Origin of the sequence: Rhodococcus sp. DN22 (assembly GCF_036669995.1) — a bacterium.
Classification (GTDB): domain Bacteria; phylum Actinomycetota; class Actinomycetes; order Mycobacteriales; family Mycobacteriaceae; genus Rhodococcus_F; species Rhodococcus_F erythropolis.
The window spans coordinates 2,959,665-2,974,118 of record NZ_CP133326.1; the positions used below are offsets into that span (position 1 = coordinate 2,959,665).

A 14,454-nucleotide genomic window follows, 5' to 3' on the forward strand; every position below is an offset into this window, starting at 1 on the left:
GGCCTGTCAGCTGACGGGGCGCTCCATCACGAAATCGTGGTGGAGTTGTGCCCCCACGAGAAAAGTCTTCGTGCCGACCTGGGTGAAGCCGTGTTTGGCGTAGAACTTCTGGGCGCGCAGATTTTCCTGATTGACACCCAGCCAGATCCCGGCACTTCCGCTGCGTCGTGCATGGTCGACAACCGCGTCCATCAAGGATGCTGCCGCGCCGGTTCCGTGGTTTCCCGGAAGCACGTACAGCTTGCTCAGTTCCGTCGTCGGGCGAAGTGTCACAGCAGCTTTGACGTCCGGGTCGGCGGGCTCGTCGTCGACGAGCATCGCGTAGCCGACGATCGCGCCGTCGCGAATGACCTTGAGAACGGTTCGTGTCGGGTCCGTCAGATACTCGGAGAACTTGTCGACGGATAGGACGTTGTCGATGAAGGCACTGATGTCGTCGTCGGATGCGCCCGGCGGACAAGCCAGCGGAAACGTCACCGCTGCCACGTCGGCGATTGCTTCGGAATCCCAGATTCCGGCCCGGTCAACGGTGATCGTCACGTCAGTTTCTACCTCTCGCGCACATGATTCGGTTGATCAAGTACACCACCTTCGTCGAGCGTGATGCTCAAGCGGCGTTCTCGGCGACCGGCGTCGTGGCTCGTTTCGGTGCGAACGCGGGAGCAAGAACTATCAAGATCGCGCAGAACGCCAGCGGAATCAGGAACCCGATTCGAAGGTCACTGAAGGCAGCGACCGCGCCGACGATGCCGCCGCCGACCACCGTGCCGACGTAGTTGAAGAGGTTGATGCGTGCGATCACCGCGTCGACCTGATCCGGGGGAGCCATCCGTCCGGCCGCGCTGAAGCAGATCGGGGCGATCACCGGTACGCCGAGGCCGACGATCAGGAAGCCGGCGATGGCAACGGCGGGAGATTGCGCGAGGACAACGATCGTCATGCCGACCACGCCGATGAGAGAGCCGATCCGCACGACGGTGGTCTCACCGAACTTGCCGACCCAGTAGTCGCCGGTCAGTCGTGCGACCAATGCCGCGATTTGGTACGCCGCCACGGAAAGGGCGGCCGTCCCGGCGTCGGCGAGCAGTTCGTCCTTGACGTACAGCGTCGACCAGTTTCCGACGCTGAAGTCGACCGCATAGAACAATGCCATCGCGACGCCGAGGAGGACGAACGCGCGGGTGGGTACGGTGAATTTCGCGGTGCTCGTGATGTTTGCATCGGCAACCGGAGACTCGGAGCGATCGAGCAGTTGCGGGCCGAAGGCCAGAAGCATCAGTCCGACAACAACTCCCGCGATCACCTGCGTTATGCGGATCGAGATGTCGAGGCTTGCGGTAGCAGAGATGAACAGAGCGCCGACAATCGCTCCGACGCTCCAGGAAGCATGGAACGAGGAGAGGATGAAGCGGCCCTTGGCGTGTTGGATCGAGACTGCCTGCATGTTGGCGGCCGCGTCGACCATGCCGAGTCCGATGCCGTAGATCGCCAGGAAGACGAAGAACATCGCCGCGTTGGGCGCAATTCCGGTTGCCCCGCCGAAGACTGCGATGACGGCGAGTCCGGTTCGCAGAGTCATCTTGCTCGACGTTCTCACGGCCAGAATCTCGGCGAGCACGCTGCCGAGCCCGGCGATGACGGACACGGTGACAACCGCAACCACAACCAGTGTCTCGCTCAGCTCGAACAAGTCCTTGTACTGCGGCAGCTGCGTCAGAATGGCGGCGAGCAGAAATCCTTGAAGTCCGAAGGCCACCGAAGTGGCGATCCGAGCCCTCGTCAGGGTGCGGGTGTTATCCGTCATCAAGCAGGGCCTTTGTCTCGTTCGTTCGGTTAGGCCGAACGGTACTGGATCTTGATACTGGTCGAGTGTCCAACAAAGCTGCGTGTTTTGCACGTTTCTTTGATTAACTGACCGACATGACTCGGCAGCCGACACCAGAATTTCCGTCTTCCTTCGTCTGGGGAACCGCCACCGCGGCCTACCAAATCGAAGGAGCTGTGGCCGAAGACGGTCGCGGACCGTCGATTTGGGACGAGTTCTGTGACCGCCCCGGTGTAGTCGTCGGGGGCGACACCGGAGCGGTTGCTGCCGATCATTATCACCGCTGGGAATCGGATATCGAGTTGATGAAAGACCTCGGGCTCGACGCTTATCGGCTGTCCCTGTCGTGGTCGCGAATTCTGCCCACCGGATCGGGGGCTGTGAATGCGAAAGGGCTCGACTTCTACGACCGCCTGATCGATCGACTGTGTTCGGTGGGAATTACTCCTGCCGTCACTCTCTTTCACTGGGATCTGCCCCTCGCACTGCAAGAGCAGGGCGGCTGGATGAACCGAGACACCTCGTACCGGCTGGGGGAGTACGCCCAGGCCGTCGGCGAACGGTTGTCCGATCGCGTCGGAATGTGGATGCCGCTCAACGAACCGGTAGTGCACACGCTCTACGGACATGCCCTGGGAGTTCATGCCCCCGGCCTGGCCTTGGGGTTCGAGGCTTTCCAAGCCGCACATCACCAGCTGCTCGGGCACGGCCTCGCTGTCGAAGCGCTTCGGGCAACCGGATGCACGAACATCGGAATCGCCTCGAACCATGCACCGGTGCGGGCCGCTTCCGATTCCCCGGAAGACGTGATGGCTGCCGACATCTACGACCACGTCGTCAATTGGATGTTCGCCGACCCGGTTCTGGTCGGTAAGTACCCCGCCGACGAGTTCGCTCAGCTGCTCAGCGGTCCCGTCGACGAGGACTTGAAAATCATCGGGGCGCCGCTCGACTGGTACGGGATCAACTACTACGAGCCGACGATGATTGCCGCTCCGGTGGAAGGCCAGGGGACCGAAGGTGTGCTCGAGGTCGACCTACCGCCGGGCCTGCCCTTTGCGCCTGTCGCGATTACCGGTTATCCCACAACCGATTTCGGATGGCCGATCGTTCCCGAAGGGCTGGGTGAGATCCTGCGGACGTTCCAGGCTCGGTTCGGTGACGCACTGCCGCCGATCTACATCACGGAAAGCGGATGTTCATTCCACGACGCACCGGATGCCGCAGGCGTCGTCGAGGACGAAGCGCGAATCGACTACCACGATGCGCACCTTCGCGCCCTCCGATCGGCAATGGACGACGGTGTCGACGTCCGTGGCTATTTTGTGTGGTCACTCCTCGACAACTTCGAGTGGGCAGCCGGCTACCAGGAACGATTCGGCCTGGTCCACGTCGATTTCGATACCCAGAAGCGCACACCGAAGACCTCGTTCGAGTGGTATCGCGCCCTGATCGCCGGGCACAAATCGGCTCAGGTCTGACCTGTGCGGAGGCGGTCCGGGTTGCATTCTCGAACCGGGCCGCCTAGCCTCGTCTCTCATGAAGCGAATTCTCGTAGTAAGCCGCCGTAGCGGGGTCTGAATCGGACCGACCCCTCGCTGCGGGTCGTCTTGCTACCAGTTGGTCCTCCACTTCATTCCAGGAAGACCACGATCATGACTTACAACTTCGCCTTCGCTTCTGATTCTGCCTTCGCTTCTGATTCTTCTTCTACCGCTGCTGATCCTTTCGCGACGCGTCACGGAAAATCTCTGCCAGCCGGCCTGCGCGCCGAATGCTCAGCGATGTCTTGGACCGAGTTCGAGTCCACGTATGCGGCTATGAGCGGCCCGATCCGTTTGGGCGCGTGGTCCTCCGAGAAGATTGCGCCGGGTCGTTGGACTTTCGAAGCGACTCTCGGTCTGGGGGAGCGCATCCAGAAGGCTTCCGCCACCTCGACTGGCGCGATCTCGGCCATGACGTCGATGCTGCACGACGCGGGAATCTCGCTCGAGATCCTGTCTTTCCATCAGCACCAGATCGGCCACCGCACGGCGACGTTCATCTTTACCGAGTGCGAGGGCCGTCGGAGCTGGGCGATGGGGATTGCGGAGTCGTCGACTGAGTCCTCGCTGCGCGCGATGACTTCGGCAGCGAACCGCTTCTCTCACTGATCAGTTACAACAATCTGATCAGCTACATCAACCGCAGTACTGACGTGGATTCCCGAGAGGGCTTGCGTCTGTACTGCGGTTGATGTGTTCGGCGCTCGAACGCAAAAAGCCGGAACCCTGAGGTTCCGGCTTCTTGCAATTTCAAATGGTGCGCGATACTGGGATTGAACCAGTGACCTCTTCCGTGTCAGGGAAGCGCTCTCCCGCTGAGCTAATCGCGCGGGTTCTGGAGAAAAATGGAGCGGACGACGGGATTCGAACCCGCGACCCCAACCTTGGCAAGGTTGTGCGCTACCAGCTGCGCCACGTCCGCATGAGCAATGAACTCCGTTACCGGAACTCAGTACTTTTCTAACTTATCAGACCTGCAAGCAGGTCTTGACCATCAGGCCCGAGGGCCTGACGTGGTGCGCGATACTGGGATTGAACCAGTGACCTCTTCCGTGTCAGGGAAGCGCTCTCCCGCTGAGCTAATCGCGCGAGGTGGAGACGGGAATCGAACCCGTGTGCACGGCTTTGCAGGCCGTTGCCTCACCACTCGGCCACTCCACCGTAAAAGGTTGAGTCACACCTCTCGAGCGGACGACGGGATTCGAACCCGCGACCCCAACCTTGGCAAGGTTGTGCGCTACCAGCTGCGCCACGTCCGCATCGCACCGTGTTGCTTGGGGAGCTGCTCGCTCTCCTCGGTGCGTTGGAAACATTAGCCGACCGTGTCGGATACACACAAATCACCAGCTCAGTGGCGTGTTCGGAGTCGAATTGGCCCGTCGCGCGCGTTGCAACTGTCCGTCTTGGCGATGAATACGGTCTGAAATCAGCTCGAATTCGTAGATTTCGGGGTCGCCTGGAGCAAAACGAATGCCAACCTGGTGATTCGTATTCATCGCGCAGCCGTGTTAATGTTCCAACTCGTTCGAGCGCATGCGTTCGGATGACTTACGGTCCCGTGGCTCAGTGGGAGAGCGTCCGCTTCACACGCGGAAGGTCGCTGGTTCGATCCCAGCCGGGACCACAGAAAACACTGAAGGCGTTCCCGATCATCGGGGACGCCTTCAGTCGTTTAAGAGCACAGCTGTTTGAGAGCACAGCTGTTCGAGGGCACGGTTGTTTCGGCATGCAGACCGTCGTCGCAGGTCGCCGGCCGACGATTTCGGTAGCCTGGTCGAAGAGACATTTCGCGACCGAAAAGGTGACCGACTTGAGTACCGAAAAGGTCGATTCTGCCGTCGACGATTCAGACCTGTCCGTCTTCCAAGACGCAGAGTCCCGCTGGGAGCGGTGGCGCGCTGGAATCGCCGCGCGGCCCACCCTCAATCTTGCGTACCGCATCGGCGTGGGAGTCGTGGGCACGATCGTGTTCGCCGCAGGCATCGTGGCTATTCCGTACCCCGGGCCCGGTTGGCTCATCGTCTTCGCCGGCCTCGGCATACTGGCGTCGGAGTTCGCGTGGGCACATCGACTCCTTCATTTCGCGAAGGCTCGATACGACAGGTTCATGGAATGGTTCGGCAAGCAGTCGCTGTTCGTCAAGGGGTTGGGCGTTCTGTTCACCACAGTGATCGTCCTGGCGACTTTGTGGGTGCTCGGCACCTTCGGCCTGATCGGGACATGGGTGGGCCTGGACTACTCGTGGCTCGAGTCGCCACTGTGAGCTGAACGCGGCCCGGTTTCCTTCACTCGGTTGTCTCACCATGTCGGTAGGGCCGATAACATGATCGTGCGCGTGCTCGCAGTGGGTACGACGCCTGTCTAACTTGTCGCAATACCTTTAGGAGCACATCGCCGTGACCAGTCCCGCGCCAGAGCACTCAGCCGCCCCACTTCGGGTGCCCGCGGGGACGACCGCCGGGACTGCAGTGCGCGAAGCCGGATACCCCACGAAGGGGCCCGACGTGATCGTCGTTGTCCGCGATGGCGAGGGAACGCTCAAGGATCTGTCGTGGACACCTGAGGTCGATGTCGACGTCGAGCCGGTGGCAGCATCCACCGAGGACGGCCGCAGCGTCATCCGGCACTCCGCGGCCCACGTCCTCGCGCAGGCGGTCCAGAAGGAATTCCCCGACGCGAAGCTCGGCATCGGTCCGCCGATCAAGGATGGCTTCTACTACGACTTCGCAGTGGATCGTCCGTTCACTCCGGAGGATCTGGCCAAGCTCGAAAAGCGTATGAAGCAGATCATCAAGGGATCGCAGCGTTTCTCGCGTCGGGTGGTCGATTCGATCGAGGACGCTCGGGTCGAGTTGGCCGACGAGCCCTTCAAGCTCGAACTGATCGACGACAAGTCCGGTATCGACGATCCCGAGATCATGGAGGTGGGCGGCAACGAGCTGACCATCTACGACAATCTCGATCCGCGCACTGGCAACAAGATCTGGTCCGATCTGTGCCGCGGCCCGCATATTCCGACCACCAAGCACATTCCGGCATTCAAGTTGACCCGAAGCTCCGCCGCCTACTGGCGTGGCAACCAGGACAACGCCGATCTTCAGCGTGTCTACGGCACCGCGTGGGAGTCCACCGAGGCTCAGGACGAGTACCTCGAACTGCTCGCCGAGGCCGAGCGTCGTGATCACCGCAAGCTCGGTACCGAACTGGACCTCTTCAGCTTCCCCGACGAACTCGGTTCGGGTCTGCCGGTGTTCCATCCCAAGGGCGGCATCATCCGCACCGAGATGGAGAACTACTCGCGCAGCCGCCACATCGAGGCGGGCTACGAGTTCGTCAACACTCCGCACATCACCAAGGGACATCTGTACGAGGTTTCCGGTCACCTCGACTGGTACCGCGACGGAATGTTCCCGGCGATGCATGTCGACGAGGAACTGAACGAGGACGGCACCGTGCGTAAGCCGGGCCAGGACTACTACCTCAAGCCGATGAACTGCCCGATGCACAACCTGATCTTCCGTGCTCGCGGACGCTCGTACCGTGAATTGCCGTTGCGGCTCTTCGAATTCGGCTCGGTCTACCGCTACGAGAAGTCCGGCGTCATCCACGGCCTGACCCGCGTGCGCGGCATGACCCAGGACGACGCTCACATCTACTGCACCCGTGAGCAGATGCGCGACGAGCTGACCACCACGCTGCAGTTCGTGCTGAACCTGCTCAAGGACTACGGCCTCGACGACTTCTACCTCGAGCTGTCCACCAAGAACCCGGACAAATTCGTCGGTAGCGACGACGTCTGGGAAGAGGCAACTGCAACCCTCGCCGAGGTCGGTGAAGCTTCCGGCCTGACGCTGGTGCCGGATCCGGGCGGAGCCGCCTTCTACGGTCCCAAGATTTCCGTTCAGGTCAAGGACGCCCTCGGCCGCACCTGGCAGATGTCGACCATCCAGCTCGACTTCAACCTGCCCGAGCGGTTCGAGCTCGAATACACCGGCAACGACGGCGTCAAGACTCGTCCGGTCATGATCCACCGCGCGCTGTTCGGCTCGATCGAGCGGTTCTTCGGTGTCCTGACCGAGCACTACGCGGGCGCGTTCCCGGCGTGGCTGGCGCCGGTGCAGGTCGTCGGAATCCCGGTGGCCGAGGCCTTCGCCGATCACCTGTTCGACGTCACGAAGAAGCTCAAGGCAGCCGGTGTTCGCGCCGAGGTCGATTTCAGTGACGACCGGATGCAGAAGAAGATCCGTAACCACACCACGCAAAAGGTCCCGTTCATGCTCCTCGCGGGCGAGCGTGACGTGGAAGCCGGCGCGGTCAGCTTCCGTTTCCGCGACGGCACCCAGATCAACGGAATTCCCGTCGACGACGCCGTCCGGATCATCACCGAGTGGATCGGCCGCCGCGAGAATGCCTCGCCGACAGCCGAACTGGTGCAGCCAAGCGTGGCGCAGTGAGCGCCCCCGGTGACGATGGTCCGGGTTCGCTGATCGACCACGGCGTCGGCGATCCTGATCATTTGCAGCGTATTTGGTCGCCACATCGGATGTCGTACATCACCGAGGCGCCCAACACCCCGGGTACGACGGGTGAACCGTTCATCGACATTCCGAAAATGTCGGACGAGGAAGGGTTGATCGTCGCCCGCGGTGAACACGTCTACGCGGTCTTGAACCTGTACCCGTACAACCCGGGCCACCTGATGGTGGTGCCGTACCGCAAGGTCGCGGCCCTCGAAGACCTCACGCCCGAGGAGAGCGCCGAGTTGATGGCGTTCACCCAGCGTGCGTTGCGGGTGATCAAGAGCGTGTCGAATCCGCACGGATTCAACGTCGGTCTGAATCTCGGTGCTGCCGCGGGCGGTTCGCTGTCCGAGCACCTTCACCAACACGTAGTCCCACGTTGGGGCGGCGACGCCAACTTCATCACCGTGCTCGGTGGGGTCAAGGTGATGCCGCAATTGCTGCGGGAGACCAGGGGACTACTCGCCGGTGCCTGGCAACAATAGGTTGATGCACCCGGCTTCATGGCAGGATGCATTGCTGCAACGAGTTCCGAACCGGAACTCACGACGGGGAGGGTTCCTGCGGTGTTGAGCTTCTTCGGGCGCGCATCGGTGTCCAAGGTGACGGCACCTATGGGCAAGGCGCTGGTCAAGACCGGTCTGACGCCGGACTCGGTGACGGTGATCGGCACGGTGGCAAGCGTCGCCGGTGCGGTGACGCTGTTTCCGTCCGGACATCTGTTCTGGGGAACCATGTTCATCTGGTTCTTCGTCATGTTCGACATGCTCGACGGCGCAATGGCTCGTGCTCGCGGCGGCGGAACGCGGTACGGGGCGGTACTGGACGCGACCTGCGACCGCGTGGCCGACGGCGCGATTTTTGCCGGCCTGGCCTGGTGGGCGGTCTACCACGAGAACAGCAAGTGGCTGCTCGTCGCGACGCTCATCTGCCTCGTCACCTCGCAGGTCATCTCGTACGCGAAGGCGCGCGCGGAGGCGAGCGGGCTGACTGCGGACGGCGGGTGGATCGAGCGCCCGGACCGACTGATCATCGTGTTGGTCGGATCTGGCCTGACAGGTATGGGTCTACCGTGGGCGATTCACATCGCGATGTGGGTACTTGCCGCCGGAAGTATCGTGACGGTCTTCCAACGAGTGCTCGCGGTGCGCAATTCGCCTGGCGCCCGGGAACTTCTGCCGATCGCCCCGGCGGCATCGACGGTCGAAGGCGCGCCGAACACCGAGGGCGATCCCAAGCCTGAAGGTGAGGCCGAGCAGTGAGTTTTTCCGAGCGCGCAACCGATCTGGGATATGCCGCGGGTTGGCGGCTGGTGAGAAGCCTGCCGGAATCGGTGGCGGTCAAGCTGTTCGACGCCGGAGCAGATTTCGCGGTACGCAAGGGCGGACCCGAACAACTCAGGAAGAACCTCGCGAGAGTTCTGGGCACGACGCCGGCGGAAGTTCCGGATCAGTTGATCAAGGATTCGATGCGCTCGTACGCCCGGTATTGGCGTGAGGCGTTCCGTCTTCCGTCGATGGATCTGGTCGCGACCGGTAAAGCGCTGCATGCGCTGGTCGAGGGCCAGGAACATCTGGAAAAGGCAATGGCGGCAGGTCATGGCGCGGTATTGGCGCTGCCCCACAGCGGTAATTGGGACATGGCCGGCGTGTGGTGTGTTCAGCAATGGGGTGGGTTGACCTCCGTTGCCGAGCGGCTCAAGCCCGAATCCCTGTACGAACGGTTTGTCGAATACCGCGAGAGTCTCGGTTTCGAGATCTTTCCGCTCAGCGGCGGGGAGCATCCTCCGTTCGTCGAACTGTCCAAGCATCTGCGCGAGAACAAGATCGTGTGCTTGCTGGGGGAGCGCGATCTGGCGAAGAAGGGTGTGCCCGTCACCTTCTTCGGAGAACCCACTCGCATGCCCGCCGGCCCGGCGAAGCTCGCGATCGACACCGGCGCGCCGCTACTTCCGGTCCACTGCTGGTTCACTCCCGACGGTTGGGGTTTCAAGATCGACCCACCGATCGACGTATCCGGCGGAGTCGGCCCGGCCACGCAGGCACTTGCCGACCGTTTTGCCGTCAACATCGCAGCGCACCCCGCTGACTGGCACATGCTTCAGCCGCTGTGGCGCTCCGACCTCTCCGAATCGCGGCTCGCCCGCATGGAGGGTGAATGAAGATCGGCATGATCTGCCCGTACTCCTTCGACGTCCCCGGTGGCGTGCAGGCGCACGTGGTGGATCTGGCCGAGGTGCTGATCGAACGTGGTCACAAAGTGAGTGTGCTTGCGCCGTCGTCCGATGACGACGAGTTGCCGGATTTTGTGGTTTCCGCAGGTAAAGCCGTCGCGATTCCCTACAACGGTTCTGTTGCGCGGTTGTCTTTCGGCCCGACGGCGAACAACCGCCTCCGCAAGTTCATCGCGGAAGGTGACTTCGACGTTCTGCATATCCACGAACCCAATGCGCCGAGTCTGTCCATGCTCGCGTTGCGTATCGCGGAGGGCCCGATCGTCGCCACCTTCCACACGTCGACCACGAAGTCGTTGGTGCTGAGCACTTTTCAGGGTGTCTTGGCTCCGTATCTCGAGAAGATCAGTGGCCGGATCGCAGTCTCGGAGTTGGCGCGTCGTTGGCAGGTCGAGTCCCTCGGATCCGACGCCGTCGAGATCCCCAACGGCGTCGATGTCGCAGCGTTTGCCGAGGCCGATCTGTTGCCCGGCTACCCGCGCGAAGGTGGAACCATTCTGTTCCTCGGTCGCTACGACGAACCGCGCAAGGGGATGGCCGTACTACTCGGTGCGTTGCCGGAGTTGGTCGAGCGTCACCCGGATCTCGAAGTGATCGTGGTCGGACGCGGCGACGAGGAGAAACTCCGCAAAGAGGCGGGCAACTACTTCAAGCATCTCCGCCTGCTCGGGCAGGTCAGCGATGAGGAGAAAGCGTCGGCGCTTCGCAGTGCGGACGTCTACTGCGCGCCCAATCTCGGCGGTGAGAGCTTCGGGATCGTGCTGGTCGAGGCCATGGCGGCTGGAACTGCCGTCGTGGCCAGTGAGTTGGACGCTTTCCGCCGTGTTCTTCGCGACGGTCAGGCCGGCTTGCTGGTCCCCATCGGGAACTCCGATGCCTTGGCCGAGGCAATCGATTCCGTTCTCGGTGACCCGGATCGACGACGCGCGCTGGTCAACACCGCGACAAGTGTTGTTGCCGAATACGACTGGCCGGTGGTGGCCGAACAGATCCTGCGTGTCTACGAGACCGTCACGGTTGGCGGCACCGGCGTACGCGTGGTGGGTTCATGACCTTCTCCGCTCTGACGATCTTCATTCTCGGGCTCGTCGCTGCCGTCGTCCTGGTCGTCGGACTGTGGGCGTACGGGACGGCGAACCGACTCGATCGACTGCATGTGCGTTCGGATCAGTCTTGGTTGGCGCTCGATGCGGCTCTGTCCCGTCGTGCCGCGGTTGTCCGCGCGGCGGCTGTGGACATGAGCGCCGACGACGCCCGCAGATTCGTCACCTTGGCGGACGCCGCCGAACGGGCGGATCGTCAGGATCGCGAGCTTGCCGAGAACCGGCTGTCCAATGCTCTCGCTGCCTACGGCACGACGTCGCTGCGACCTCAACTGGTGGCCGAGTTGGCCGATGCCGAGGCGCGCGTGCTGATCGCCCGGCGGTTCCACAACGACGCGGTGCGAGACACTCTCGCGTTGCGTACCCGACGACTTGTTCGATGGCTACATCTCGGCGGAACGGCGCCACTGCCTCAATACTTCGAGATCTCTGAGCGCACGACCGCGGCGGCGGTGCCCGAGGGAATCACCGTGGATACGTCACGGACCTCTGCCCGCGTGGTGATGCTGGACGAGGAAGATCGGGTGCTGCTGTTGCGCGGGCACGATCCCAAGATCCCGAACACTTACTTCTGGTTCACCGTCGGCGGCGGGCTCGAACGCGGCGAACATCTGCGAGCGGCCGCGGTTCGTGAGATCGAGGAGGAGACCGGATTCGTCGTGGCGCCGGAGAATCTGCGAGGTCCGCTTTGGCGTCGGGTGGCGATCTTCCCGTTCGACGGTGAGCTGATCCGTTCGGAAGAGCTGTTCTTCGCTACGCGCACTCACGGCTTCGAGCCGGTCTTCCAAGGCCACACGGAATTGGAGCAGCGTGCGATTACGGGTCATCGCTGGTGCAGCGCCGACGAGATCCGCCGACTGGCCAAGTCCGGTGAGCCCGTCTACCCGTTGGATCTGGCAAACCTCCTGGTGGAGGCCGCGACGATTGCGGACGGTTCCGAGGATCCGGAAGTGCGTTCCATCCGCTGATCGTTCGGTCGTTCAGTGCTTGCGGCCGTTTAAGGCCAGCAATGGCAAATTGGATACGGAATCGAAGGCCGGTTAGTCCTAGAGTTCTGGCCAGAGGCCTCCGAGCGAATGAACTCGTGTGTTCGCCGTGCCTCGTTTCTTTTGTCACGCCACTACTGCAGGAGTTTGCTGTGAGCACCCCCGACTCTGCCCCCACCACCGCCATCGGCACCGCCCGCGTCAAGCGCGGCATGGCTGAAATGCTCAAGGGCGGTGTGATCATGGACGTGGTCACCGCTGAGCAGGCCAAGATCGCCGAAGACGCAGGCGCCGTCGCCGTCATGGCACTCGAGCGGGTCCCCGCAGACATTCGCGCACAGGGCGGCGTCTCGCGCATGAGTGACCCGGACATGATCGACAGCATCATCTCCACCGTCAGCATCCCCGTCATGGCGAAGGCACGCATCGGTCACTTCGTCGAAGCGCAGATCCTGCAGAGCCTCGGCGTCGACTACATCGACGAGTCCGAGGTCCTGACCCCGGCCGACTACGCCAACCACATCGACAAGTGGAAGTTCACCGCTCCCTTCGTGTGTGGCGCCACCAACCTCGGTGAAGCACTCCGTCGCATCAACGAAGGCGCGGCCATGATCCGCTCGAAGGGTGAAGCCGGCACCGGAGACGTCTCCAACGCCACCACACACATGCGCACCATCCGCGGCGAGATCCGCCGGTTGACCTCGCTGAGCGAGGACGAACTGTACGTAGCCGCCAAGGAACTGCAGGCCCCGTACGAACTGGTCGTCGAGGTCGCCAAGGCAGGCAAGCTGCCTGTCACCATGTTCACCGCCGGCGGCATCGCCACCCCCGCAGACGCTGCGATGATGATGCAGCTCGGCGCCGAAGGCGTCTTCGTCGGATCAGGTATCTTCAAGTCCGGCAACCCGAAGCAGCGCGCCGAGGCAATCGTCAAGGCCACCACGTTCTACGACGACCCGGACGTGCTCGCCAAGGTCTCGCGCGGACTCGGCGAGGCAATGGTCGGCATCAACGTCGACGACCTGCCCGTCGGACACCGCCTCGCAGAGCGCGGTTGGTGACAGCAGGTTCGACGACCGGGCTCAGTGCCTGAAAGTCTTCACACAAGAAGGGCGGCGGTTGCATTGGCAACCGCCGCCCTTCGGGGTGTGGTGGACCGTCAGATGCTGTCCGATACCTCGAACACGAACTCGACCTCGACGGCACTGTTTCGGGGGAGTTCGGCCACGCCGATCGCAGAGCGGGCGTGCTGTCCAGCGGTACCGAAGATCTCGGCCAGCAGGTCGGACGCACCGTTGATCACCTGGGGTTGCTGCGAGAATCCGGATCCCGAAGCAACAAATCCAACGACCTTGACGACCCGAACGATGCGGTCGAGACCGACCAAGGCATCAACGGCCGCGAGTCCGTTGAGAGTGCACAACCGCGCCGCCTGGGCGGCGTCTTCGACGGAGACGCCCTCGCCCAACTTGCCGATGCACGTCGTAGTGCCGTCGACGAGCGGCAATTGCCCCGACGTGTAGACGTATGACCCGGTCTGAACGGCGGGAAGATATGAGCCTGCGGGGGTGGCAACAGGCGGGAGGGTCAGGTCGAGTGCGGCGAGTCGTGCGGTCCAGGTACTTGCGTCGTTCATCGGTTCCTCAATGGGGTCTTTTGTCCGGGAATGGTGTTCGAGTCTGTCATCGGGAGTCTCGGCAAGTCCAAGTCGTATTTGCGCCCACCCCATCACTTTTGGTGATATTCGCCGTCGTCGGATTCAAATGGTGTTCGAGTTGGCCACCTAAACTGTGTCGTATGTCGTCAATTCGTAACATCTCACTGGGGATACCTGTCCGTTCCGGTCACGTACTCATGCTCGACGGCACGGACTCTGTCACGGGGGAGAACTTTCATCGATTGATCGGTGGCGGTATCGAGTTCGGTGAGACGGCCGAGGCAGCGTTGCGACGCGAGTTCGCGGAGGAACTCGGCGTCACGTTGGGAAGCGTCGAGTTGCTCGAGGTCGTCGAGAACATCTTCGAGTTCGAGGGGCGACCTGGGCATGAGATTGTCCATGTCTTTGCAGTCGACTCAGCTGACATCGATGCGTTTCCGCTCGACGTGCAACTCCGAGTCCTCGACGAAGGTAGTCCAGTCCACTGGGTTTTGAGTGGTGGGTCCGACCGCCCTATCTACCCGGCCGAAGCTGCCCGCATTATCAACGCCCTGGTTCAGTAGGGGAATCCGTTGCCGGAACACGA

14 protein-coding genes and 6 tRNA genes are annotated in these 14,454 nt (G+C 62.3%); 12 read left to right on the plus strand and 8 right to left on the minus strand.

The genetic code is table 11. From position 1 onward, the window contains the following. Nucleotides 1–6: 6 nt before the first annotated feature. Together RA302_RS13640 and RA302_RS13645 are read right to left on the minus strand one after the other, a co-directional pair. Nucleotides 7–540: a GNAT family N-acetyltransferase gene (locus RA302_RS13640; protein ID WP_019748278.1), complete on the minus strand. Its 534-nt coding sequence runs from the start codon at nt 538–540 to the stop codon at nt 7–9. A 67-nt stretch (nt 541–607) separates the two neighbouring features. After that, complete coding sequence (locus tag RA302_RS13645; RefSeq protein ID WP_019748279.1) at nt 608–1,804, minus strand: MFS transporter; 1,197 nt, start codon at nt 1,802–1,804, stop codon at nt 608–610. Nucleotides 1,805–1,920: 116 nt separating this feature from the next. On the opposite strand from RA302_RS13645, the gene RA302_RS13650 reads away from it, so the two are divergent. Further along, nucleotides 1,921–3,306: a GH1 family beta-glucosidase gene (locus RA302_RS13650; protein WP_243617240.1), complete on the plus strand. Its 1,386-nt coding sequence runs from the start codon at nt 1,921–1,923 to the stop codon at nt 3,304–3,306. 174 nt (nt 3,307–3,480) lie between these two features. Beyond that, the gene (locus tag RA302_RS13655; protein WP_243617241.1) at nt 3,481–3,978 is read left to right on the plus strand and encodes an alpha-isopropylmalate synthase regulatory domain-containing protein; all 498 of its coding nucleotides are present in this window, start codon (nt 3,481–3,483) and stop codon (nt 3,976–3,978) included. Between the two features lie 146 nt (nt 3,979–4,124). On the opposite strand, the gene RA302_RS13660 is transcribed toward RA302_RS13655, so the two are convergent. The 5 genes from RA302_RS13660 to RA302_RS13680 all read right to left on the minus strand — a co-directional run bounded on the left by RA302_RS13660 (nt 4,125) and on the right by RA302_RS13680 (nt 4,628). Next, nucleotides 4,125–4,199: transfer RNA gene (locus RA302_RS13660), tRNA-Val, on the minus strand. Nucleotides 4,200–4,215: 16 nt separating this feature from the next. After that, nucleotides 4,216–4,291 (minus strand) — tRNA-Gly (locus RA302_RS13665). 92 nt (nt 4,292–4,383) lie between these two features. Next, a tRNA-Val gene (locus RA302_RS13670) sits at nt 4,384–4,458 on the minus strand. 1 nt (nt 4,459) lies between these two features. After that, nucleotides 4,460–4,530: transfer RNA gene (locus tag RA302_RS13675), tRNA-Cys, on the minus strand. Between the two features lie 25 nt (nt 4,531–4,555). Further along, nucleotides 4,556–4,628: transfer RNA gene (locus RA302_RS13680), tRNA-Gly, on the minus strand. A 293-nt stretch (nt 4,629–4,921) separates the two neighbouring features. Between RA302_RS13680 and RA302_RS13685 the strand changes: the two genes are divergently transcribed. The 9 genes from RA302_RS13685 to pdxS all read left to right on the plus strand — a co-directional run bounded on the left by RA302_RS13685 (nt 4,922) and on the right by pdxS (nt 13,272). Beyond that, a tRNA-Val gene (locus RA302_RS13685) sits at nt 4,922–4,993 on the plus strand. 186 nt (nt 4,994–5,179) lie between these two features. Next, nucleotides 5,180–5,632, plus strand: a complete 453-nt coding sequence (locus RA302_RS13690) for a TIGR02611 family protein (RefSeq protein WP_243617242.1) — start codon at nt 5,180–5,182, stop codon at nt 5,630–5,632. A 133-nt stretch (nt 5,633–5,765) separates the two neighbouring features. After that, nucleotides 5,766–7,823: a threonine--tRNA ligase gene (gene thrS / locus RA302_RS13695; protein WP_243617243.1), complete on the plus strand. Its 2,058-nt coding sequence runs from the start codon at nt 5,766–5,768 to the stop codon at nt 7,821–7,823. Further along, nucleotides 7,820–8,374, plus strand: a complete 555-nt coding sequence (locus RA302_RS13700) for an HIT domain-containing protein (protein ID WP_019748284.1) — start codon at nt 7,820–7,822, stop codon at nt 8,372–8,374. The genes thrS and RA302_RS13700 overlap by 4 nt, the downstream gene beginning before the upstream one ends. Nucleotides 8,375–8,455: 81 nt before the next feature. Continuing rightward, nucleotides 8,456–9,151 carry a CDP-alcohol phosphatidyltransferase family protein gene (locus tag RA302_RS13705; RefSeq protein WP_037134299.1) on the plus strand — a complete coding sequence of 232 codons (696 nt, stop codon included), beginning with the start codon at nt 8,456–8,458 and terminating at the stop codon, nt 9,149–9,151. Further along, nucleotides 9,148–10,050 (plus strand): phosphatidylinositol mannoside acyltransferase, encoded by a 903-nt coding sequence (locus tag RA302_RS13710; RefSeq protein ID WP_019748286.1) that lies wholly within the window; start codon nt 9,148–9,150, stop codon nt 10,048–10,050. The genes RA302_RS13705 and RA302_RS13710 overlap by 4 nt, the downstream gene beginning before the upstream one ends. After that, complete coding sequence (locus RA302_RS13715; RefSeq protein WP_020969518.1) at nt 10,047–11,174, plus strand: glycosyltransferase family 4 protein; 1,128 nt, start codon at nt 10,047–10,049, stop codon at nt 11,172–11,174. Before RA302_RS13710 ends, RA302_RS13715 begins: the two co-directional genes overlap by 4 nt. Next, entirely contained in the window at nt 11,171–12,193 is a 1,023-nt protein-coding gene (locus tag RA302_RS13720; RefSeq protein WP_020969519.1) for an NUDIX domain-containing protein, read from the plus strand. Before RA302_RS13715 ends, RA302_RS13720 begins: the two co-directional genes overlap by 4 nt. A 170-nt stretch (nt 12,194–12,363) precedes the next feature. Further along, on the plus strand, nt 12,364–13,272 hold the full coding sequence (gene pdxS / locus RA302_RS13725; RefSeq protein ID WP_003943338.1) for a pyridoxal 5'-phosphate synthase lyase subunit PdxS: 909 nt from the start codon (nt 12,364–12,366) through the stop codon (nt 13,270–13,272). Nucleotides 13,273–13,370: 98 nt separating this feature from the next. On the opposite strand, the gene RA302_RS13730 is transcribed toward pdxS, so the two are convergent. Next, on the minus strand, nt 13,371–13,847 hold the full coding sequence (locus RA302_RS13730) for a RidA family protein (protein ID WP_020969521.1): 477 nt from the start codon (nt 13,845–13,847) through the stop codon (nt 13,371–13,373). A gap of 161 nt (nt 13,848–14,008) precedes the next feature. Between RA302_RS13730 and RA302_RS13735 the strand changes: the two genes are divergently transcribed. Continuing rightward, nucleotides 14,009–14,431, plus strand: coding sequence for an NUDIX domain-containing protein (locus RA302_RS13735; RefSeq protein WP_243617244.1), 423 nt, complete (start codon nt 14,009–14,011; stop codon nt 14,429–14,431). Nucleotides 14,432–14,454: the final 23 nt, after the last annotated feature.